Source organism: Erythrobacter sp. HKB08 (assembly GCF_004114695.1).
Lineage (GTDB): Bacteria > Pseudomonadota > Alphaproteobacteria > Sphingomonadales > Sphingomonadaceae > Parerythrobacter_A.
On record NZ_CP035310.1, the window covers coordinates 2,454,311 to 2,475,944 of the forward strand.

The window sequence follows — 21,634 nt, forward strand, 5'->3', positions numbered from 1 at the left end:
CTTTTCTCGCCAGTTTGGCGTGCAAGGAGTTCTGCATGGCGGATGTCATGATCGTGGACGACGAGGCCCTCGTGCTTCTCGACCTAACGGTGACAATCGAAGAAATGGGCCACGATGTTGTGTGCGACAGCACCAATATCGAGGACGCTTTCGCGTGCATGGAACAGGGCGTGCCGGACGTGGCATTGCTCGATATCGACGTTGGCGGGACCCCGGTGTGGCCGCTGGCGCGCGAGGTGAAGAACCGCGGTTGCCCGATCATCTTCATCAGCGCCAACCGGAACCACCAGGAACTCAGGGGCGAGTTCGCCGACAGCCGCTATATCGACAAGCCGGCCTCGCCCTCAGACATTTCCAGCGCGCTCGATTGCGCGCTTTCCGCGAGCAGCCGTCGTCAGTCCGCCTGAGCGAGCGGGAACGTGAGCTTCATGCAATAGGTGTCGTCGGCCTGGTCGGTCGTCATCGTCCCGTTCAGCTGCCGCGTCGCCGTGCTGACGAGCCGGGTGCCGAAACCAGCCTTGTTCTGGCTCTCGTCGACATCGGCGCGGCCCTTTTCAGCCCAGTCCAGCACGATCGAATCGCCGCTCTGTGACCACTCGACTTCGAGCTTGCCGTTCTCGTTCGCGAAGGCGCCATACTTGGTCGAATTCGTCGCCCATTCGTGAAGGATCAGGGCGAGCGAGGTGATCTGGCTGTTCGGGATGACTACGCTATCGCCCTTAAGATCGACCGTCTGGGACGACTTGCTCGGTAGGACAACGGTCTCGATCAGGCTTCTCAGGCTCACCGTCCCCCCGTCACCATCCGCGCCGCTGGTGGTCAGCGAATGCGAACGGCCGAGCGCGAATATGCGGCCGCGCAATTGTTCGGCGAAGTCCTGGATGTCATCGGCATCGCGCGCAGCGATCGAGACCATCGCGCTGATGACCGAAAACAGGTTCTTCACCCGGTGGTTCATTTCGCGGATCATCAGCTCGCGCTGTTCGAGGGCACTGCGTTCGGCGCTGATGTCGAAGGTCACACCGATGAATTTGCGAATACCGTATGCCTCGATCAGGCGGCCGAGCCCGTGCAGCCAGCGCAGGCCGCCATCGTCGAGAGGTACGCGGAAGACTTCGTCGAAATCACGTTCGCCGTCCATCGCCCTGCGAAGAGATAGGTTGACCCGATCACGATCCTCGGGCGGAAGCGCTGCGAGGATCGGCTCCATCCGGTCGCCCGCATCGTCGTCCTTGATATTGAGAAGCGTGCGTTCCATCTCGTCGAGAACGGTAATATCGGTCGCCGGCTCGTATTCCCAAACGCCGATCTTCGCCACGTCGAGTGCAAGGCGCAGGCGTTCCCGCTCCTGCTTCAAATCGCGTTCCAGCGACAGTGCTTCCGTCACATTGGTGAAGACGAGTGTCGCGCCGTCGATCTTGTCGTCCAGCTGACGATAGGGAACCGCGCGCAACATATATTCGGCTTGGTCCTTCACCAACGTGACCCGTGCGTTCTGATTTTCGCCACGCCGAGACGCCCTGGCGGCGACCTCGATGTATTCGCCACCCGCCAACTGGTTCGGCAGGTCGCCCAGCATCTCTCCGATATGCGTTTGATCGACCTGGAACAGCTCGGTCGCCGCTTCGGTATAGCTGCGCAGGCGCAAGTCGCCATCGACGACAAGCACCGGAAGCTGTGTGCTGTCGAAGAAGTTCTTGAGGTCGGCATTCGCGACGGTGAGCTGGTCGACCTTGTTTTTCAGCTCGTCGTTGACCGTGGTCAGCTCCTCATTGGTGGACTGGAGCTCCTCGTTCATCGACATCATTTCTTCGTTGGAGCTTTTCAGCTCCTCGTTGGTCGTCTCGAGTTCCTCGATCGTACTGCGAAGCCGGTGGCGGGTGGCCTGCAGTTCCTCTTCCAGGAACTGGGTCTGGCCATCCTCCATGTCGAACTCGTCAAAATCGGTCTCGCCGACTTCGAGTGGGCTGGTATCCTCGATGACGAGGAGGAAAGAACCCTCCTCCAGCGGCTCGCAAATCACGCGAGCACCGAGGGTGCCGAAATCCGTGCGGATCTGCACGTCGTTCGCCCCGGCGCGGCGCTGGCTTTGCGAGACCTTGCGGATCAGCGGTGCAATCAGTTCGCGCAGGCCCGGACGCGCCAGTGACGGAACATGCACATTACGCTCGAGGCGCTCGGGGAAGTCGAGGTAGCGACCTGCCGCCCCCCAGCGCTCAAGAAGCATGCCCTCCTTGTCGACGAGAAGCGAGACCGGTGCATAGCGCCGCGCAACGAGTTGGAGTGCCATGATCTCGGCGCTGTTCGCGCGCGGACGGCGCTCCTCCCCGGCGGGTGCACCCAGCCGCTTGTGAGGCTTGCGTGTATCGCCGGCCAGTTGCAGCGAATACCGGCTCTGGACATCCTTGCGGCGAAAGATGCGCGAAGTCTGGTCGATGACTTCGAACAAGTCTTCGAAGCGTCCTATCGCTTCGGATGAGCCAAGGAACAGGCGACCATCGTCGCCGAGCGAGAAATGGAACAGCGGTATAATCGACTTTTGCAGCGACTCGTTGAAATAGATCAGGACGTTGCGGCAGGAAATCAGGTCGATTTTCGAGAACGGCGGATCGCGCACGACATTGTGCTGGCTGAAACGGACCATGTCGCGAATGTGCGCAGCAATGGTGAAGCGATCAGTCCCGCCGACCGTGTAATGGTCGCGCATCGGTATCGGGATATCTTCCAGCGCCGCCAGCGGGTAGGTGGCGGACCGCGCGATCTCGAGCATCTTTTCGTCGATGTCGGTCGCGAAAATCTGGACATAGGGGTTCTTGCGCTGGCGCCGCGCCGCCGCCGCGAAGAGCATGGCGATCGTGTAGGCTTCCTCGCCGCTCGAACAGCCGGGCACCCAAACGCGCAGTTCGTCCTGATCTTTCGATTGGGCGACGAGGGGCTCGATCACCAGTTCGTTGAGGGCTTCGAACTGCTCGCGGTCACGGAAAAATCGCGTCACATTGATCAGCAAATCCTGGAACAGGGCGCTGCACTCGCTCTCGTCTTCCCGCAGGCGTGAGAGGTAATCAGCAGGCCTGTCGACCCCGAGCAGCTGCATTCGCCGCGCTATACGCCTGAGCAAAGTCGATTTCTTGTAGCGCGAAAAGTCGTGGCCGCTCGTGTCCCTCACGATGCTGCAAAGATCTTCGAGATGGTCGGTCAGTTCACCTGACTCGTTGAGAAAATTTTCGTGTAACGGTGCGCGCTCGAAAAAGCTCTTCAGCGCATCGATCATCTCCGCCGGGCTTGCGATCACGTCGACCAGTCCGGTGGAAATGGCGGCCGTCGGCATGCCGTCGTAAGCCGCGCTTTCCGGGTCCTGCGCGATGCACAGCCCGCCATGCTCCTTGATCGCGCGCAGGCCCCGGCTCCCGTCGGCACCGGTGCCCGACAGGATGACGCAGGCGGCATTGCCGTCACGGTCTTCCGCCAGGCTCTCGAAGAAATCGTCGATCGGACGGCGCATCCCGCGCGGGTCCTTGAACTCGGTCAGTTCGAGCGAGCCGTCTTCAAGCGCAAGGCCGTGGCCGGGCGGGATGACATAGACGTGGTCGGGAACGACCTTCTCGCCGCCGGTCGCCTGCGAGACGGGCATGCTGGTGTAGCGCTCGATCAGCTGGGCCATGAGGGATTCGTGCGTCGGGTCGAGATGCTGGACCACGACGAAGGCCATGCCGGTCTTGCCCTTGTGGCCGCCGAACAGCGAACGGATCGCCTCCAGCCCGCCCGCAGACGCACCTATCCCGATGATCGGGAACCCCTCCCCCGACATGTCGCTCGCTCCCCTATTCATTCCATGCGCGCTTGCGCGATGATCGAATGACTCGAAGCCAAGGCCTCGAAGCTGCCTAATACAGTCCAATTGTGCTCGGTTATCAAGAGGTTCAGTTGCCGCAGGTCAGCCTGGAGCGCGCGATCGTACAAATCGCCCCTCTCCGGAGCCTTCAGGTCCACGGCGAATTGCGAGCCCAGGACGAGCGAGACTTCACCGTTCCGCGTGAGTTTCGACATGTAAACGAGATTGAGAAACCGGTCTCCATCCTTGGTGACGTTGGGAATGAGGAACTTCCCGTCCTTGGCCTTCTCGTCGGTCAGGAAATTTCTCATCCGTTCGCGCACCGGGCCCGCTCCGCCCTCGGGCTGGAGAAAGCGGCAGTTGCGTCCGAGGATTTCTTCCGGCTCGTAACCGGAAAGTTTGCAGAAGGCCTCGTTCACCCCGACCAGCGGGCAATCGTCGCTGGTGAAGTCGGCAATCGACAGCGACACGCCGCTGCGCTGGAGCAGCGCGCCAAGTGCTTCAGGCAGGACGGTTTGATCGAAATACCGAGTCACGATCGGGAAAGTTAGCCGCTCGGTGCGACACTCGCAAAACCAATCGGATATGCGCCGGAAGCCGGGCCTAAATCCCTGCATGATGTGGCCACGAGCCGTGCAGCCTGTTACCCGCCTGCGCCATGCAAACAGGAACACTGATTTCACTCGCGCTCTATTTCATCCTGATGCTCGGCATCGGGCTCTATGCCTGGCGCAAGTCGACCGAGGATAGCGAAGGCTACCTGCTCGGCGGGCGCAATCTCCACCCCGCGGTCGCGGCGCTGTCGGCCGGTGCGTCGGACATGTCGGGCTGGCTCCTCCTCGGCCTGCCGGGCGCTCTTTATGCCGCAGGTCTCGTCGAGGCATGGATCGGCATCGGCCTGTTCATCGGCGCGCTGGTCAACTGGATCGTCGTCGCCCCGCGCCTTCGCGAGCAGACGGTGACCTACGGCAATGCGCTCACCATCCCGGAATTCCTCGCGAACCGCTTTCCCAGCCGGGCCGTCGCTCTGCGCGTCGTGTCGGCCATCGTCATCGTCGTGTTCTTCTCTGTCTATACGGCAGCCGGTCTGGTCGGCGGCGGCAAGCTGTTCGAGACGAGTTTCGCGCCGATGGTCGCCGGTTGGGGCGATCCCTACATGGCCGGCCTCTGGATCACGGCGGGCGTCGTCCTTGCCTACACCATGGTCGGCGGCTTCCTCGCCGTCAGCCTGACCGATTTCGTCCAGGGCTGCATCATGGTCGTCGCGCTGGTGCTGATGCCGCTGTTGGTCATGTTCGGCGAAGGCGGCGCTTCGGGCGAGAGCATCGCAGCCGTACCGCAGCAAGGGTTCCTGAGCCTGACCTACGGTCTGACCGCGATCGGCTTCCTGAGCGCGGTGACGTGGGGCCTCGGCTATTTCGGCCAGCCGCACATCATCGTGCGCTTCATGGCGATCAAGAACGTCGAGGCGGTGAAGACTGCGCGCAACATCGGCATGGCGTGGATGGGTGTCGCGCTGCTCGGCGCGCTCGGTGTCGGCCTTGCCGGACGCGCCTATGTCGAGCGCAACGGCATCGTGGTGGACGACCCGGAAACAATCTTCATCGTGCTTGCCGATCTGCTGTTCCACCCGCTCATCACCGGCTTCCTGCTCGCCGCCCTGCTCGCCGCGATCATGAGCACGATCTCCTCGCAGCTGCTCGTCGCCTCGAGCTCGCTGACCGAGGATTTCTACCGCCTGTTCCTGCGCAAGAACTGCTCTGAGCGCGAGGCGGTAAACGTCGGCCGGATCTGCGTACTGCTGGTCGCGCTCGGCGCCATTGCCATCGCATCCGATCCGGACAGCCAGGTTCTTGGCCTCGTGTCCAATGCATGGGCCGGCTTCGGCGCGGCATTCGGCCCGCTTATTATCCTCTCGCTCACTTGGGACCGGATGACCGGCTCGGGCGCGCTGGCGGGGCTCGTGGTCGGCGCGGGAACGGTCATGGCGTGGATTGCATTGGGCTGGAATGGGGAGTTCCTCGGCGGTCCGGGCGTCTACGAAATCATTCCGGGCTTCATTGCTGCATGGCTTGCGATTGTGCTTGTGAGCCGCTTTACCGCAGAGGATACGCCCGCAGAGGCTTGAGGAGACCGATATGCGCTTGATCGCCGCCGCACTTTTGCTAGCCGGCACTGCCCTTCCTGCAACCGCGCAGGACAGCACCAGCGAGGAGGCGATCGGTCCGTCCGAGACGATCGGCGCGGGTGGCAGGCCCATCGGCAAGGACTGGGCGCGCAGTCCCGTCATCGCGCAGCACGGCATGGCCGCGACCGCGCACCCGCTGGCGACGCAGATCGCGCTCGACATCCTCAAGGGCGGCGGCAACGCGGTCGACGCGGCGATTGCGGCCAATGCGGCGCTCGGCCTGATGGAGCCGACCGGAAACGGGATCGGCGGCGACCTGTTCGCGATCATCTACGATCCCAAGACCGACAAGCTTTACGGCATCAACGGTTCGGGCCGCTCTCCCAAGGGCCAGACGCTCGAGCAGCTGAAGGAAAAGCTGGGCGATGCGGACGCCCTGCCCCCGGTCGGCCCGCTGCCGGTCACGATCCCCGGCACGGTCGATGCATGGTTCGAGATGAGCGAACGCTTCGGCTCCAAGCCGATGAGCGAAGTGCTCGTCCCGACCGTGCGCTATGCCCGCGAGGGCCATCCGGTCGCGCCGGTCATCGCGATGTATCTCGACCGGTCCCTGCGCGCCTACACCGCCAATGAGGAGCGCTACGGTTTCGATTTCTCGAACGCGCGTGCGACGTGGTTTGCGGACGGCGCGCCCGAGGCCGGGGAAATTTTCAAGAACCCCGACCTTGCGAACACGCTCGAAACTATCGGCGAACAGGGCCGCGACGCGTTCTACAAGGGCGATCTTGCCGAGGTGATGGTCGACTACCTGCAGCGACAGGGCTCGGCCTTCTCGCTGGAGGATTTCGCCGCTCACGAGAGCGAGTGGGTCGAACCGGCCTGCGTCAGCTATCGCAAGGGCTACGAGCTGTGCGAACTGCCGCCCAACACGCAGGGCTTCGCGGCGCTGCAGATGGTCAACATCCTCAAGAACATTGACCTCGCGCAGTGGGACCGCGGCTCGCCGGAAGTCATCCACTACATCACCGAAGCAAAGCGCCTCGCCTATGCCGATGTCGCGCGCTTCTATGCCGATCCCGACTTCGCGCCCCTTCCCATGGAGCTGCTGAGCGAGGAATATGGCCGCGAGCGTTTCGCGCTGATCGATCCGGCCAGGGCAACGCCCGAATTCGGACCGGGCGAACCGAAGCTCGAAGGTCCGGGCGATACGACCTACCTCACCGTTGCCGATAAGGACGGGCTGATGGTCAGCCTGATCCAGTCGAACTATCGCGGCATGGGAGGCGGGCTGACGCCCGACGGCCTCGGCTTCATGTTCCAGGATCGCGGCGAGCTCTTCAGCCTCGATCCGGCGCATCCCAACGCCTACGAACCGGGCAAGCGGCCCTTTCACACGATCATCCCCGCCTTCGTGAAGAAGGACGGCAAGCCGTATATGACGCTCGGCCTGATGGGCGGCGGCATGCAGCCGCAGGGTCATGTGCAGGTGCTGATCAACATCGTCGACTACGGCATGAACCTGCAGGAAGCGGGGGACGCGGCGCGCATCAACCATGACGGCGGCCGCCAGCCGACCGAGGCCCTCACCGGCCCCTCGGCCGATCCGCTCGGCACGCTGTTCGTCGAGCCGGGCATTCCGGCAGCGACAATCGAAAAGCTGCGCGCGATGGGCCACAAGGTCGAGGTGATCGACAACGGCATCATGTTCGGCGGCTACCAGGCGATCGCGCGCGATCCGGAAACCGGCGTCATGACCGGCGCGACCGAAATGCGGAAGGACGGCCAGGCGCAGGGCTTCTGACAGGAGGGTAAGATGGCGAAAGTTACCGGGCTCGGCGGGGTCTTCTATGTTGTGAAGGACCCCGAGGCGACGCGCGCCTGGTATCGCGACACCCTCGGCATCGATGGCGACTACGGGCCGCAATTGAACTGGTCGGAAGAAACCGGCGACAAGCCCTACTCGCTTATCAGCCACTTCAAGGACGACCAGTACCTCAAGCCCGGCAAGGGCAGCTTCATGATCAACCTGCGCGTCGACGATCTCGACGGCATGGTGGACCAGCTGAAGAGCAAGGGTGTCGAAGTCCTCGACAGCGTCGACGAGGGTTACGGGAAATTCGCGTGGATCCTCGATCCCGACGGGGTGAAAATCGAGCTGTGGGAGCAGGTCGAAGCACCCTGACCGAGCGGTCAGGCAACGCGCGGCGTTAGGACGAAATTAACCATCTTCCTGTCATGGCTTGCAGCCATGGGACGGAACATCGCCATTCTTCTTTCCTGCCTTGCGCTCGGCGCATGCAACCTGTTGCCCGAAGAGCGTCAGGCGACCGCGCCGCAGCGAGTGGTGACGAAGCCGATCGCCGCCTCGCCCGCGACGCGCCAGTGCCTGTCGGAACTGGGCCAGACGGGTGCACGCTTTTCGGCCCAGCCCGACAAATATTTCGGTGCCGGCTGCTCGACGCTCAATGCGGTGACGATCGATCGGCTCGCAGGTGACAGCAACGCCTTCGGCCTGTCGAACATGGGACCGGTGACCTGCCCCACGGCAAACGCTCTCGCCGGCTGGGCGCGTTTCGGCGTCGATCGTGCCGCGCGCCAGATCCTGGGCAGCCCGCTCGAGCGGATCGAGACTTATGGCAGCTATTCCTGCCGCAATGTCGCCGGCTCCTCGCGCCGTTCCGCCCACGCAACGGCGGAGGCGATCGACGTGGCCGGCTTCGTGCTGGCAGACGGTCGCCGGATCAGCGTGAAGCAGGACTGGAACGGCGCAAACGCGAATGAACGCCGCTTCCTGCGCGTCGTCCAGCAGAGTGCCTGCAAGCGCTTCGGGACTGTGCTCGGTCCGGATTACAACGCGGCGCACGAGGATCACTTCCATCTCGAAGCGACCGGCGGCGGTTACTGTCGCTAGGCCGCCTGCGAGGGCGTGATCCGCGCCTCTATCGACAGCCTGACAGCTTCGGCAGCATGTTTTGCGCCCAGCTTGGCCATCATGTTCGCCCGGTGAATTTCGACGGTGCGGGGACTGATATCGAGCTCGCGCGCAATCGCCTTGTTGCTGCGACCGAGCGAGAGCCATTCGAGCACTTCCCGCTCGCGATTGGACAGGCTCGATATCCGGTTGCGCGCGTCGAACATCTTGCGCCGCTCGCCTTCGAGTTCGGGCGCTTCGCGCGCAATCCGTTCCATCGCCTTTTTGAACTTCGCGAGGTCGAGCGGCATGCGAAGGTAATCGATCGCCCCGGCTTTCATCGCATTGACCGTCTCCGAGGTTCGCGGGTTCTCCGCAATGGCTACGATGGGGAGCCACACATTCGACTTTTCGAGACGGGCTATGAGCAGGGCGATCCCGCCGCCTGCCGGATTGTCCAGGGCTATGATGACCCCCTGGTCGGGCCTGCATGCGGCGAGTTCGGCGAAGTCGGAATAGACTTCCGCGTGATAGCCGAGGTTGAATGCGATCCTCGCCAGTTCGGCCCTGAGGCGGGTCGATGGATCGAGGAAGTGTATCCTGAAGGGCGTATCCATGGCCGGAAGTCTGGCGCAATACGCAACCGCGCTAAATCCGTAGTAATACTCATAATGGAGTATTATCGCCTTGGTTATACTCGCTAATTACGCGATTGCGCCAATCCCGCGACACCGAAGTCGATCTAACTTCACTTAACACGGGAAGTGTTACGACGGGAAATTCAGCCTTGGTAGAAACTGTAGTCCGGCAAGGAATGAAATGCCGACTTCAGCGCATCGCCCCAACTGGACGAAATAGCCTGGAAATACTCGTCGTCATGCGAGATTCGGCGCGTGTGGGTCGGCGCATAATCATCCCGTTCGATGACCATGAGATCCAGCGGAAGGCCGACCGAAAGGTTCGCCTTGAGCGTGGAATCGAACGACACCATCAGCAGCTTGACCGCATCCTCGAAGCTCATGCTGCGATCGTAGCCGCGGATGATGATCGGGCGTCCGTATTTCGTCTCGCCGATCTGGAAGAAGGGCGTGTCGAGGCTCGCTTCGATGAAGTTGCCTTCGGGGTAGATCATGAAGAGGCGCGGCTCCATCCCGGCGATCTGCCCGGCGAGGATGATGGAGGCGGTGAAGCGGCCCTTGCCGTTGCTACCATTGACCTTTTGCCGCTCTTCGATGGTGGACTGCAGCAGCTTGCCGATCTCGCTCGCGACCTGGAACATGGTCGGCGCTTCGAGCAGCGAGTTCTGCCGGTCTTCCGGCGTCTTGGTGCGTTCTTCGAGCTGGCTGATGACGGCCTGCGTGGTGGCAAGGTTGCCCGCCGTCATGACGGCAATCATGCGCTCGCCCGGCACCTGCCAGTGGAACATCTTGCGGAACACGGAAATGTTGTCGACGCCCGAATTGGTGCGGGTGTCGCTCATCAGGACGAGCCCCTTATCGAGCATCATGCCGACGCAATAGGTCATAATCCGCGAAATCTCCGTTGCTGGCGGCAGGAATGCAGCCCGTGCGGGCCTCTTACTGATCTATCTGCTGCTGTTCCACTGCGACGTCGACTTCGAGTTCGTCCGCCGAGCTTCCGAAGCTGATGCCGGTGATCGGCGCCGCGTCGCGATAATCGAGCCCGGTCGCCACCCGGACATAGCGCGGATCGGGGCTGATGCCGTTGGAAATATCGAAGCCGACCCAGCCGAGCCCCTCGATATGCGCTTCAGCCCAGGCGTGGGTGGCATGCTGCTCCACCCGGTCGTTCATCATCAAATAGCCGCTGACATAGCGCGCCGGGATACCCGCGAGCCGCGAAAGGCCGATGAAGATATGCGCATGATCCTGGCACACACCGCGCCCGCGCTCGGCTGCTTCCTCGCCGGTGGTGGTGACACCGGTTTCGCCGGTCTTGTACTCGACGCTTTCGGCGATCTTGCGCGACAGCTCGTGCAATTGCGGTAGCGGGTCGGCGCCTTCGAGATCGATCCCTTCGAGCAGCGCCTTCGATGCCGAGCCCGGCTGTGTCAGTTTGGTCTGTCCGCAGAATGCCCAGAGCGGCAGGTGGCCCGAATGCTTGCCGATGACGCCTGCCTTGTCCTCGGTATCCACCAGCCCTTCGCAATTCACCGTTACGACGCTGGCACCGGGTTCAACCGCGATCAGGGTCGTGTGGTTGAAATGCTGGTCGTCGTATTCGAGTTCGAAATGCGCGTTCTCGTAGGTGATCTTCCACTCGACGATCGATTGCCCCTGCGTCTCCTTGGGCGTGAGGCGCAGTCGCTGGAGCGCATGCACAACCGGTTCTGCGAAGCGGTAACGGGTCGAATGGCGGACGGAGAGGCGCATGATCTATCTCAGGAACCGGTAGTCTTCGCCGATGGCGGCGGCGATCTGCGAATTGGTGCGCATGAAGTCGACGAGGAATTCGTGGAGGCCCTGCTCGAACACGGTTTCGATCGTCAGGTTCGCCATGTGCATGTCGGATTCCCGCATCAGCGCGTTGCTCTCGCCTTCCCGGCCGTGAAGCCTCGCGAGCGCGGCAAGCTCGTCGCGCAGGGCCGAATGGCAGAAGGCGAGGCTGCGCGGAAAACGCTCGTCGAGGACGAGGAACTCGACGATAGCGCGCGCGTCGATCTCGCCCGCATTGAGCCAGCGAAACGCACTGTCGCCCGAAACCGAGCGCAGCACGTTTTCCCACTGCCCGCGGTCGAGGCTCGACCCGACATAAGAGAGCGAGGGGAGCAGCAGGTAGTATTTGAGGTCGAGGCTCCGCGCGACGCAGTCCGCCCGCTCGATCAGCGTGCCAGCGCGCGCGAAATGGAAACCCTCGTTTCTCAAGAGCGAGCCATGCATCGCGCCATGTGCCAGCGTGCCCGCCCGGCGAACCAGCGCGACCACCTCGCCCACGCTGCCCTGCCCGACGGGCTTTGCCAGCGCATCGCGTATCGACATCCAGCTTTCGTTGACGACTTCCCAAAGCTCGCTGGTGATCGCGCTGCGAACCGCACGGGCGTTGGTCCGGGTATCACCCATCATGCGCAAGACACTCGCGGGGTTGTCCGGGTCGCGCAGGATGAAGTTCCATGCCTGGTAGCCCGCGTAGGTCCCGTGCTTCGCCTCGTAGGCATCGCGCAGGCCGAAAGCCTCGATGACCGAGCGCCATTCTTCCTCGGCCGTCGCGAGATCGCGCGTGACCGCCATGCGCAGCCCTGCATCGAGCAGGCGCGCGGTGTTCTCGGCCCGCTCGAGATAACGGAACATCCAGAACAGGCCATGAGCGGTACGGCCTAGCATATGTGCGAGACTCCCCTCATTCCTTCAGCACCCAGGTATCCTTGGTCCCGCCACCCTGGCTCGAATTGACGACCAGCGATCCCTTTTTGAGCGCGACGCGCGTCAGGCCGCCGGGGGTCACGTCGATCCCGTCGGGCGAGACGAGGACGAAGGGGCGCAGATCGACATGGCGCGGGGCGAGGCCTTTCTGCGTGAAGATCGGGCAGGTCGAGAGCGAGAGCGTCGGCTGGGCGATGTAATTGTCCGGCTTCGCCTCCAGCTTCTTGCGGAATTCAGCGATTTCACGCTTCGAAGACGTCGGGCCGATCAGCATGCCGTAGCCGCCCGAACCGTGGACTTCCTTCACCACCAGTTCCTCGAGATTGTCGAGCACATAGGCGAGGCTGTCGGCATCGCTGCAGCGCCATGTTTCGACATTGGGCAGCAGCGGCTTCTCGCCGGTATAGAATTCGACGATTTCCGGCATGAAGCTGTAGATCGCCTTGTCGTCGCAAATGCCTGCACCCGGCGCGTTGGCGATCGTGATTCCGCCTGAGCGATACACGTCCATGATCCCCGGCACGCCGAGGACGCTATCGGGATTGAAAGTCAGCGGATCGAGGAATTCGTCGTCTACCCGGCGGTAGATCACGTCGACCGGCTCATATCCCTTGGTGCAGCGCATCTGCACCCGGCCATCCTTCACGCGAAGGTCGCTGCCCTCGACGAGCTCTGCACCCATCTGGTCGGCGAGGAAGGCATGCTCGAAATAGGCGCTGTTGTAGATGCCGGGCGTGAGCACCGCGACATTGGGCTTGTCCGCGCAGCCCTTCGGGGCGCAAGCGGCAAGGCTGCGGGCGAGGCGGCGGGGATAGTCGGAGACAGTCTCAACGCGCACCTGGCTGAACAGCTCGGGGAACATCGCCATCATGGTTTCGCGATTTTCGAGCATGTAGCTCACGCCCGAAGGCGTGCGGGCGTTGTCTTCCAGCACGAAGAAGTCGTCCGGCCCGGTGCGCACCAGGTCGACGCCGACGATATGGGTGTAGACGCCGCCTGGCGGGGTAAAGCCGACCATCTCCTGCAGCCAGGCCGCATTGCCGCGGAAGAGCCGTTCGGGCACGCGGCCAGCGCGGATGATTTCCTGCCGGTGGTAGAGATCGTAAATGAATGCGTTGAGCGCGCTGACCCGCTGTTCGATCCCGCGCGTCAGCTTGCGCCATTCGGCGGAGGTGATGATCCGCGGGACCATGTCGAAGGGGATAAGGCGTTCTTCCGCCTCTTCCGCGCCGTAGACATTGAAGGTGATGCCGGTCTTGCGGAAGTTCGTCTCCGCGTCCTTGTGCTTGCGCCGTAGCCAGGCAGTTTCCTGGGCCTCCTGCCATTCGCAGTAGCCCTCATACGCCGGACGGATCGAACCGTCTTCGGCATACATCTCGTCAAATGCAGAGACCGGTTCTGCCATATCCTCCCGAAAGCCTGAACTGCGTGCCGACGAACCGCGGCAATGAGCCTATTCAATAGCAAGGCTCAATCCATTTCAAGTTCCTGAAGGATCGCGTTTATGCATTGGTGGGAGAAGGAAAAGCCCATGTGGGTGCAGCGAAGGGCGACAGCGCGGTCGCGCTCGCCGGGCTTGCCGCAAGCACTGCGCGGGCTGACGACACCATCGCGCGGGCTCCAGAAGGCGACCGTCTCGACCGGCGGCTTCTCGTCGATCGGATTCGCGATGGGTGGCTCGTCGACGCGGTGGCCTGCGATAAACTGGTAGGCGCGCCAACCCCAGTTCGCGCGCGGATTGCCAGAGAATGGCGAGCCCATCGTCACCACCTTGGCGACGCAATCGGGGTGCTGCTTGGCAAGCTCGCGTGCGAAAAGTCCGCCGAGGCTCCAACCGACCAGCACGACCTTGCGGTCATACCGTTCGGACAGGTCGCACACCCTCTGCGCGAGACCTTCGAGGTTTTCCTTGCTCGGCCCGAGATTGAACCCGTAGCCCCAGCGCTTCGCCTTGTGGCCCGCCTGCTCGAGCTGTTTCGCTAGATAGCGAAAGCGCAGCGGGTGCGCGCCGAAGCCGGGGATCAGCATGACCGTCTGCGGCGAACTCGCCTGCGGAATATCGAGCGAGCGGAACTGGCGGCGGACCGGCTCGAACACCCAGCCGAATTCGCCGACGAGGTGGCGCAGCTTGGGCTTTTCGGCGGGCTCCTCTTCCGGCTCGCGGGCCAGCGCCAGCCGGCGCGAGAGTTCTTCCGCGCTCAAATGCGGCGTGTCACCGCCGAGAAGAGAAGTCTTGATCGCCATCTATTCGCAACATTGGCTCCAATGAGCGATCATACAAGGCGTTCCCTTAACACCGTCACAACCCGGCGAGCTTGTCGGTCGGGCGATCGAGGCCCATATGGTCCCGCATGGCCGAACTCGTCATTCGCAGAGGACTGGAAGAACCCGATACTTCCGGCGACTTCGTTCCGCACAAGCCCGCGCGTCCCGAAAAGTCGATGGGCGGTCGCAAGTTCGAGCTGGTGTCCGATTACCAGCCGGCAGGCGACCAGCCGCAGGCGATTTCCGAACTGGTGTCGAGCGCGAAGGACGGCGAGCAGACACAGGTGCTGCTCGGCGTGACCGGCTCGGGCAAGACCTTCACCATGGCCAAGGTTATCGAGGAACTGCAGCGCCCCGCGCTGATCCTCGCACCGAACAAGATCCTCGCCGCGCAGCTCTATGGCGAGTTCAAGAGCTTCTTCCCGAACAACGCGGTCGAGTATTTCGTCAGCTACTACGACTACTACCAGCCCGAGGCCTACGTCCCGCGGTCGGACACCTACATCGAGAAGGAAAGCTCGGTGAACGAGGCGATCGACCGGATGCGCCACTCGGCGACGCGCGCCCTGCTTGAGCGCGACGACGTGATCATCGTCGCTTCGGTCTCGTGCCTCTACGGTATCGGTTCGGTCGAGACCTATTCGGCGATGATTTTCGACATCAAGAAGGACGAGACGGTCGACCAGCGCGAGCTGATCCGCAAGCTCGTCGCGCTGCAGTACAAGCGCAACGACGCCGCCTTCCAGCGCGGCTGCTTCCGCGTTCGTGGCGACAATCTCGAGATTTTCCCCTCGCACTACGAGGACATGGCCTGGCGGATCAGCTTCTTCGGCGACGAGATCGAGGAAATCAGCGAATTCGACCCGCTCACCGGCAAGAAGGGCGCAAGCCTCGAAAAGGTGCGCGTTTATGCGAACTCGCACTACGTGACCCCCGGCCCGACGATGAAACAGGCCTCCGAGGCGATCAAGTTCGAGCTGCAGGAACGCCTCAAGGAGTTGAACGAGGAAGGCCGCCTGCTCGAAGCGCAGCGGCTGGAGCAGCGGACCAATTTCGACCTCGAAATGATCGCCGCGACCGGCTCATGCGCGGGCATCGAGAATTACAGCCGCTTCCTCACCGGCCGCCTGCCGGGCGAGCCGCCGCCCACGCTGTTCGAATATCTGCCAGAAAACGCACTGCTGTTCGTCGACGAGAGCCACCAGACCGTGCCGCAGATCGGTGCGATGGCGCGCGGGGACCATCGCCGCAAGCTGACGCTCGCCGAATACGGGTTCCGCCTGCCGTCCTGCATCGACAACCGCCCGCTGAGGTTCAACGAGTGGGACGCGATGCGCCCGCAGACTTTTGCCGTATCGGCGACCCCCGGCGGCTGGGAAATGGAGCAGACTGGCGGCGTCTTTGCCGAGCAGGTCATCCGTCCTACCGGGCTGATCGACCCCCCGGTCGAAATCCGCCCGGTAGAGGACCAGGTCCAGGACTGCATCGAGGAATGCAAGAAGACCGCCGCCAAGGGCTACCGCACGCTCGTCACCACGCTGACCAAGCGAATGGCGGAAGACCTCACCGAGTTCATGCACGAAGCGGGCGTGAAGGTGCGATACATGCACTCCGACGTGGAGACGCTGGAGCGTATCGAACTGATCCGCGACCTGCGCCTCGGCGTCTACGACGTGCTGGTCGGCATCAACCTGCTGCGCGAAGGGCTCGACATTCCCGAATGCGGCCTTGTGTGCATCCTCGATGCCGACAAGGAAGGTTTCCTGCGTTCGGAAACCTCGCTCATCCAGACCATCGGCCGCGCCGCACGCAACGTCGATGGCCGCGTGATCCTCTATGCCGACCGGGTGACCGGCAGCATGGAACGCGCGATGGCGGAGACCGAACGCCGCCGCGAGAAGCAGCGCGCATACAACGAAGAACACGGCATCACGCCGCAAACGATCAAGCGCCAGATCGCCGACATCGTCGCGCATACCGCCGCGCAGGACGGCGTCACCGTCGATACGGGCGACGACGAGCGCAACAACCTCGTCGGCCACAACCTGCGCGCCTATATCGAGGACCTCGAGAAGCGCATGCGCGCCGCTGCCGCCGATCTCGAGTTCGAGGAAGCCGGGCGCCTGCGCGACGAGATCCGCCGCCTTGAAAACGATGAGCTTGGCCTGCCCGAAGGTGAGCACAAGGCGCCGCGCGTCGGGCGCAGCGATGCCGGACGGCCCGGCACACGCAAGACCCGCTACGGCAAGACGCGCTACAAGCGGATGGGCGGGAAGCCGTAAGCGGCGCGGCGAAACCGTCGATTACTCGGCCTGACGGTTAGACACGAGGCACGGCGCGGGAATATTGCCCTTCGACAATGCGAATTCGCCAGTCCCTCTCCGTGATCCTGCCGGGCTTGCTGCTCGCGGCGTGCCAGCCGCCAGCGACCGACGATTCCGCCGACCGCGGCGCCATGATCGGTCCGGAAGAAGGGATGGTCGATCCGATCGACTCGCCGGATGTCGAAGGCGCCATCTGGAGCCCGACGAGCGAGCCCGGGCGCTTGCTCTATGGCAAGCCGGGGCAGACCCCGCTGGCTGCACTCCAATGCCGGACCGAAGACGGCGTGCGCACCATAGAAATCACGCGCTTCGTCATCACCGACAAGGACGCCAAGGCGATCCAGGTATTGATCGGCAACGGCCATTCCGAGCGGCTTCCGATCGAGGCGGTGTGGAACGGGCGAGCGTGGATCTGGCAGGCAACCTGGCCGGGCACCACGAGCGATCTTGAATCGCTCACCGGTCCGCGCGAGGTTGAATGGACGATCCCCGGCGCGGGGAGCCTGATCCTCAATCCGAGCCCGCTTCCGGGGCGCCTGATCGCGCGCTGTCGCGGGCTTTCTCTACCAGCATCGATGCCGTGAGGACCTGCGGCAAGGTTTCCGCCCCCGCGCCCGGCTCGTACCACAGGTAGAGCGGCACGCCCGCAGCGCCCTGGTCGGCAAGGAATTCGGCAATCTCGGCATCGCGCCGCGTCCAGTCGCCGCGCATGGCGATGACGTCTGCCTGTTCAAAGGCCTCGCGGGTCGCCTCGCGTTCGATCGCGACGCTTTCGTTGACCTTGCAGGTCAGGCACCAGTCGGCGGTGAACCAGACGAAGACTGGTCGTCCGCTGGCCCTCGCCTCGGCCAGCGCGGCATCGCTGAATTCGACCGGGTCGTGGATCGACTCGGCCGCTTCGGCCTTGCTGCTCTCGAAGCTCGCGGGAAGCGCGAAGGCGGCGAAGATCGCGAAAGGCGCGACCACCAGCCAGAATGCCGGCCATGCCAGCTTGCCGCGAGCTTGCAGCTTGCCGACGATGACCAGCGCGAGGAGCAGGCCGAAGACCAGCACCATCGTCATCAGTCCGAAGCCCTGCCCGCCGACGCGTGCGACGAGCCAGACGAGTGCCAGCGCGGTCAGCCCCATCGGTACCGCCATCAACCGCCGGAAGCGCTCCATCCACGGGCCCGGGCGCGGCAGGCGCTCGCGCAAGGCGGGAATGAAGGCGATGGCAAGGAAGGGCAGCGCGATGCCCAGGCCGAGCGCTGCGAAGAGCGCGATCGCATAGGGCACCGGCAGGACCAGCGCAGCACCAAGCGCTGCTGCCATGAACGGCCCCGTGCACGGCGTTGCGACGAAAGCTGCAAGAAGGCCGGTCGCAAAGGCGCTGGAGGGCTCTCCCGCCTTCGCGATGGAGATGTTCGGCAGTGCGAAGACGCCCGCGAGGTTCGCGGTAATGGCAACCGCAAGCAACAGCAGCGCGACGACGACCGACGGCTCCTGCAACTGGAACGCCCAGCCGACCTGTTCGCCCCCGGCGCGCAACAGCAAGAGTAACCCGCCGAGTGCAAGGCAGGCGAGGATCACACCCGCCGCATAGGCCAGCCCCTCCCGGCGCGCCTGGCTCGCGCTTTCGCCAACCCTTGCAAGCGTCAAGGCCTTGAGACTGAGGATCGGGAACACGCAGGGCAGGATGTTGAGCAGCAATCCGCCGCCCAGCGCGGCGAGCAGCAGCCAGCCCAGTCCCGGCATGTCGCTGCTCATAGGCCCGAAGCGCTTGCCGAGTTGTGGCACCTCGCCCGGAACCGCGGCAAACGTGACCCCCTCGCCTTCGCGAAAGGAGAGGATACCGCCCAGCTCGTCGGGCAGCGCAGCGCCTTCCTGCAACGGTATTTCCGCAACCAGCAGGTCGCCCTCGCGGTAATAGGTCTGGACCGCCGCGTACCGGACGAGAGCCGTGTTCTCGATGAAGACATGCGGATCGGTGACCTCGAGCGAGGCGGGCATTGGAAATGCGATACGCAGCGCTCCGCGGCCCTGCGCGAAACTGGCCTCGCTATCGAGCAACGGCGGGATCGCTCCCTGCCATCCGGCGAAGCGACTGTCACCTTCTCCCGTCCCGCCAACGGCGATCGCCAGTTCGAGCCGGTCGCGCTCGGGGACACAGATGATGTCTGTGCAGGCGAGCCACTGCGCATCGAGCGCGATCCGCGCGACGGAACCTGTTTCGGCATCTGCCGGCACGCTGACGGGTATCAGGACCGCGTATTCGCCCTTGAATACGTGGTTCATCAGCCCGGAAATTTCGAGCCTCGTCGGCACCGGATAGCGCGGTTCGCCCGCCTGCCAGCCTCCCGGAAGCTCCCAGTCGAGTTCCATGCCGTACCCCGCATCGCCGGGGTTCTTCCAGTAGCCGTGCCATCCCTCGTCGGGCCGGAAACGGATCGCGAGCAGCAGCTCCTCACCCGGCTGCACAGGCCCTTCGGCAACGAGCGCGGCTTCGATGTTCGGTTCGGGCGACGGCTGGCCGATCGGCTGCGCAAGGCCGCCATGGGACGACAGCAGCAGCGCGGCGGCCGCGAGCAGTGAAGCTATCCAGATGGGAAGATGGCGCAGGTTCGGCATCGCTCTTTCGGCCATGCGATGTAGATAGGCCGCGTGCAAGGTGCAACGCCGCGGTTTCGCGCGCTCAGGATCGCCTTCCGGTCAGGGTCAGCAGCGGAGTGATCAAGGCAAGCATCGGCAGGCCGCGCTTCGGGAGGGAAACCTGTCCGATATCCGTAGCGCGCGCGAATTCGCGAAGCAGAGCCGAGCGGCGGTAGCCCTTCCGGCTCACGAGCATCAGGCTGTGCCGCACGCGGGCGGTGATGTAGCCGAGCGCATCGGGCTTTACCCCGCCCTCAGGAATGTCGGCAGCGATCAACTCTCTTGCGAGGTCCGCAAGCCGGATCGCTTGCTTTCGCCGTGCCAATGCTTCGAACGCCGGTGGCATCTCGGTGTCGAGCAATTCTCGCGACAGCCTGAAGGCGGCTCCGGCGAGGTCGTCCAGTCCGTGACGCTCGATCGCCGAGGCGCATGCGCTCACCTGATCCTGCGAGAGACCGGAAATGATCCGGTCGATATCGACCAGCCACTTGAGCCGCTGCCAACCATGCTTCGCACCGTGAACCAGCAGGTACGCGAAGTGCTCGGGCAAATGCAGGATTGGCGGAGACGAGGACGCATCGACATGCTCGCGCCAGTTCTCGTCCAGTGCCGGGAGGAAATTCGGGTTCTGGACCGTGCGCCAATGCAGGTCGAGCTGGGCGCCGTCGGCCCTGCGGATGTAGGAGCACGCCGAATGCAACCGCATGAAATGCGCGCGCCGTGTACCCTCGAGCGGGAAGCGCGGGTGGTAGCGCTCGAACCCCATGTCCTGCAGTACGAGGTCCGCCGCGTCGAAATCCGCGCGGTCGATCAGTATGTCGAGATCGATCATCTCGCGCAGCGATGGCCGCTCGTAGTGACGCTGGGCGACAATCACGCCCTTGAGCGTCACCCACCTGATTTCGCGGACTTCGAAGCGCCGGGCCAAATCTTGGAGGATGCTCCTGGTAAGGAGAAACCGCGCCGAATTGTTCATTTCCTGCTGCTGCAGGCGCTCGAGCAACGCGTCCGGCAGGATGCCGCTTGCTGCTGCGCCGTGCCCGACAAGCGCGCCGACCCGGTGACGGTTCACAAGTGCTTCGAACCGGTCCCAATCGATCCCGCCGCGCGCGATATCCTGAGGGGAACGAGCCGGATTGCGCGCGAGGAATGCGAGGAGGAGATCGAACTCTACCTCGCTCATGGTCGCGCCGCCTGATCGATTCTTCCCCATCTCCAAGGGCCTGCTTGTGGGACGCCGGGCAATCTGGCAAGCCCCGACGCACGCAACGGGGTCGGGCTCGGCGTGCTGCCGCCCAAGGGGATGAAATCCAGCGAGAATGACTAGCGGTATCGCGCAAATCGAGCGGGTCGCGGCGAGCGTGAAGACGCACCTGTTCCTGCTCTGCCCGAACAATAGCGGCTCGACCTATCTGTCGCGCGCGATTGCGCAGTCGCGCCATGTTTGGTCGCTCGAAAAGGAGGGGCAGCACGTCTTCGGGTTTGCCGGCCCTCATACGCTGGATTCGAAATGGCCGCTGATCTGGGCTTCGAGTGATGAAGCACTCGCAGTCTTTGCCGACAGTTCCGCTTTCGACTGGGAACGATCGCGCAAGGCGTGGTACTTCCGGGCGACCGCGAAAACGGACGATGCATCGGTCTTCCACACCAAGGCCCCGCCGTTTCTCCTGCATGCGCGCGATCTGAGCGAGACTTTCGAAAATGCGCGCTTTGTCCTGATGGTGCGCGACCCTTACGCGGCTCTCGAAGGCATCTTGCGGCGAAAGCAGCGGCACAAGACCATCAGTCGCAATCTGGACTTGGCAGAAGCGGGTGCGCGCCACCTGCTCAAATGCCTCGAAGTCCAGCGCGCGAATATCGACCTGCTGGGCGAGGCGGCTATCGCCTTCACCTACGAGGAGTTGTGTGCAGGCCCGGAAGAGATGGCACGACGCATCGAAGCACTCGTGCCGGCGCTCGACGATCTCGACCTCAGCCAGCGGCTCAGCATTAAGGGCACCTATGACGAACCGCTCCGCAACATGAACGAAGAGCAGATCGCGCGTCTTTCGCCCGAAGAGATATCCGCCGCGACCCGCGTCTTCGAGAAGGGACGCGAGCATCTCGAATTCTTCGGTTACGCACTGCGCACGGCTTGACCGTTTCGCGGCGGCTGATACCTCACCG

General features: G+C 63.5%; 18 protein-coding genes. 8 read left to right on the forward strand and 10 right to left on the reverse strand.

The window, feature by feature from the left end; translation table 11 throughout:
* The first annotated feature begins 35 nt into the window (after positions 1-35).
* Positions 36-407, forward strand: a complete 372-nt coding sequence (locus tag EO245_RS11895) for a response regulator (RefSeq protein ID WP_128893129.1) — start codon at positions 36-38, stop codon at positions 405-407.
* Here the strand turns inward: EO245_RS11895 and EO245_RS11900 are convergent.
* Together EO245_RS11900 and EO245_RS13565 are read right to left on the reverse strand one after the other, a co-directional pair.
* Positions 395-3,808 (reverse strand): CheR family methyltransferase, encoded by a 3,414-nt coding sequence (locus tag EO245_RS11900; protein WP_128893130.1) that lies wholly within the window; start codon positions 3,806-3,808, stop codon positions 395-397. The genes EO245_RS11895 and EO245_RS11900 overlap by 13 nt on opposite strands.
* Positions 3,809-3,825: 17 nt before the next feature.
* Positions 3,826-4,515, reverse strand: a complete 690-nt coding sequence (locus EO245_RS13565; protein WP_128893131.1) for a PAS domain-containing protein — start codon at positions 4,513-4,515, stop codon at positions 3,826-3,828.
* Here EO245_RS13565 and putP point away from each other — a divergent pair.
* The 4 genes from putP to EO245_RS11925 all read left to right on the forward strand — a co-directional run bounded on the left by putP (position 4,491) and on the right by EO245_RS11925 (position 8,871).
* Complete coding sequence (gene putP / locus EO245_RS11910) at positions 4,491-5,960, forward strand: sodium/proline symporter PutP (RefSeq protein ID WP_128893132.1); 1,470 nt, start codon at positions 4,491-4,493, stop codon at positions 5,958-5,960. The two genes, EO245_RS13565 and putP, sit on opposite strands and share 25 nt — an antisense overlap.
* A 10-nt stretch (positions 5,961-5,970) precedes the next feature.
* Complete coding sequence (gene ggt, locus EO245_RS11915) at positions 5,971-7,761, forward strand: gamma-glutamyltransferase (protein WP_128893133.1); 1,791 nt, start codon at positions 5,971-5,973, stop codon at positions 7,759-7,761.
* A 12-nt stretch (positions 7,762-7,773) separates the two neighbouring features.
* Positions 7,774-8,142, forward strand: coding sequence for a VOC family protein (locus EO245_RS11920; RefSeq protein ID WP_128893134.1), 369 nt, complete (start codon positions 7,774-7,776; stop codon positions 8,140-8,142).
* Positions 8,143-8,208: 66 nt separating this feature from the next.
* Positions 8,209-8,871, forward strand: a complete 663-nt coding sequence (locus EO245_RS11925) for an extensin family protein (protein WP_128893135.1) — start codon at positions 8,209-8,211, stop codon at positions 8,869-8,871.
* Here the strand turns inward: EO245_RS11925 and EO245_RS11930 are convergent.
* The 6 genes from EO245_RS11930 to EO245_RS11955 form a co-directional block, all read right to left on the reverse strand.
* The gene (locus EO245_RS11930) at positions 8,868-9,488 is read right to left on the reverse strand and encodes a response regulator transcription factor (protein WP_128893136.1); all 621 of its coding nucleotides are present in this window, start codon (positions 9,486-9,488) and stop codon (positions 8,868-8,870) included. The two genes, EO245_RS11925 and EO245_RS11930, sit on opposite strands and share 4 nt — an antisense overlap.
* Before the next feature lie 164 nt (positions 9,489-9,652).
* Positions 9,653-10,396, reverse strand: a complete 744-nt coding sequence (locus tag EO245_RS11935; protein WP_128893137.1) for a proteasome-type protease — start codon at positions 10,394-10,396, stop codon at positions 9,653-9,655.
* A 52-nt stretch (positions 10,397-10,448) separates the two neighbouring features.
* Positions 10,449-11,264, reverse strand: coding sequence for a transglutaminase family protein (locus EO245_RS11940; RefSeq protein ID WP_128893138.1), 816 nt, complete (start codon positions 11,262-11,264; stop codon positions 10,449-10,451).
* Positions 11,265-11,267: 3 nt separating this feature from the next.
* Positions 11,268-12,212: an alpha-E domain-containing protein gene (locus EO245_RS11945; protein WP_128893139.1), complete on the reverse strand. Its 945-nt coding sequence runs from the start codon at positions 12,210-12,212 to the stop codon at positions 11,268-11,270.
* A gap of 16 nt (positions 12,213-12,228) precedes the next feature.
* On the reverse strand, positions 12,229-13,656 hold the full coding sequence (locus EO245_RS11950) for a circularly permuted type 2 ATP-grasp protein (protein ID WP_128893140.1): 1,428 nt from the start codon (positions 13,654-13,656) through the stop codon (positions 12,229-12,231).
* 65 nt (positions 13,657-13,721) lie between these two features.
* Entirely contained in the window at positions 13,722-14,495 is a 774-nt protein-coding gene (locus tag EO245_RS11955) for an alpha/beta fold hydrolase (RefSeq protein WP_128893141.1), read from the reverse strand.
* Between the two features lie 107 nt (positions 14,496-14,602).
* On the opposite strand from EO245_RS11955, the gene uvrB reads away from it, so the two are divergent.
* Positions 14,603-16,798: an excinuclease ABC subunit UvrB gene (gene uvrB / locus EO245_RS11960; RefSeq protein ID WP_128893142.1), complete on the forward strand. Its 2,196-nt coding sequence runs from the start codon at positions 14,603-14,605 to the stop codon at positions 16,796-16,798.
* A 101-nt stretch (positions 16,799-16,899) separates the two neighbouring features.
* Positions 16,900-17,424 carry a hypothetical protein gene (locus tag EO245_RS11965; protein ID WP_128893143.1) on the forward strand — a complete coding sequence of 175 codons (525 nt, stop codon included), beginning with the start codon at positions 16,900-16,902 and terminating at the stop codon, positions 17,422-17,424.
* On the opposite strand, the gene EO245_RS11970 is transcribed toward EO245_RS11965, so the two are convergent.
* Both EO245_RS11970 and EO245_RS11975 read right to left on the reverse strand, forming a co-directional pair.
* Positions 17,351-19,462: a protein-disulfide reductase DsbD gene (locus EO245_RS11970; protein ID WP_128893144.1), complete on the reverse strand. Its 2,112-nt coding sequence runs from the start codon at positions 19,460-19,462 to the stop codon at positions 17,351-17,353. The genes EO245_RS11965 and EO245_RS11970 overlap by 74 nt on opposite strands.
* Before the next feature lie 49 nt (positions 19,463-19,511).
* A complete protein-coding gene (locus EO245_RS11975; protein ID WP_164931320.1) occupies positions 19,512-20,651 on the reverse strand; it encodes a nucleotidyltransferase family protein in 1,140 nt (379 codons plus the stop codon).
* A 136-nt stretch (positions 20,652-20,787) separates the two neighbouring features.
* Between EO245_RS11975 and EO245_RS11980 the strand changes: the two genes are divergently transcribed.
* Complete coding sequence (locus EO245_RS11980; RefSeq protein WP_128893146.1) at positions 20,788-21,606, forward strand: sulfotransferase; 819 nt, start codon at positions 20,788-20,790, stop codon at positions 21,604-21,606.
* The last annotated feature ends 28 nt before the right edge of the window (positions 21,607-21,634 follow it).

Excerpts from the sequence above, each read along its gene's own strand:
- EO245_RS11935 (WP_128893137.1), bottom strand. The coding sequence starts at position 10,396 with ATGACCTATTGCGTCGGCATGATGCTCGATAAGGGGCTCGTCCTGATG.
- EO245_RS11940 (WP_128893138.1), bottom strand. The coding sequence starts at position 11,264 with ATGCGCCTCTCCGTCCGCCATTCGACCCGTTACCGCTTCGCAGAACCG.
- EO245_RS11930 (WP_128893136.1), bottom strand. The coding sequence starts at position 9,488 with ATGGATACGCCCTTCAGGATACACTTCCTCGATCCATCGACCCGCCTC.
- EO245_RS11945 (WP_128893139.1), bottom strand. The coding sequence starts at position 12,212 with ATGCTAGGCCGTACCGCTCATGGCCTGTTCTGGATGTTCCGTTATCTC.
- EO245_RS11980 (WP_128893146.1), top strand. The coding sequence starts at position 20,788 with ATGACTAGCGGTATCGCGCAAATCGAGCGGGTCGCGGCGAGCGTGAAG.
- EO245_RS11975 (WP_164931320.1), bottom strand. The coding sequence starts at position 20,651 with ATGAGCGAGGTAGAGTTCGATCTCCTCCTCGCATTCCTCGCGCGCAAT.
- EO245_RS11925 (WP_128893135.1), top strand. The coding sequence starts at position 8,209 with ATGGGACGGAACATCGCCATTCTTCTTTCCTGCCTTGCGCTCGGCGCA.
- EO245_RS11895 (WP_128893129.1), top strand. The coding sequence starts at position 36 with ATGGCGGATGTCATGATCGTGGACGACGAGGCCCTCGTGCTTCTCGAC.
- uvrB (WP_128893142.1), top strand. The coding sequence starts at position 14,603 with ATGGCCGAACTCGTCATTCGCAGAGGACTGGAAGAACCCGATACTTCC.
- EO245_RS11920 (WP_128893134.1), top strand. The coding sequence starts at position 7,774 with ATGGCGAAAGTTACCGGGCTCGGCGGGGTCTTCTATGTTGTGAAGGAC.
- EO245_RS11950 (WP_128893140.1), bottom strand. The coding sequence starts at position 13,656 with ATGGCAGAACCGGTCTCTGCATTTGACGAGATGTATGCCGAAGACGGT.
- EO245_RS11955 (WP_128893141.1), bottom strand. The coding sequence starts at position 14,495 with ATGGCGATCAAGACTTCTCTTCTCGGCGGTGACACGCCGCATTTGAGC.
- EO245_RS11900 (WP_128893130.1), bottom strand. The coding sequence starts at position 3,808 with ATGTCGGGGGAGGGGTTCCCGATCATCGGGATAGGTGCGTCTGCGGGC.
- putP (WP_128893132.1), top strand. The coding sequence starts at position 4,491 with ATGCAAACAGGAACACTGATTTCACTCGCGCTCTATTTCATCCTGATG.
- EO245_RS11970 (WP_128893144.1), bottom strand. The coding sequence starts at position 19,462 with ATGGCCGAAAGAGCGATGCCGAACCTGCGCCATCTTCCCATCTGGATA.
- ggt (WP_128893133.1), top strand. The coding sequence starts at position 5,971 with ATGCGCTTGATCGCCGCCGCACTTTTGCTAGCCGGCACTGCCCTTCCT.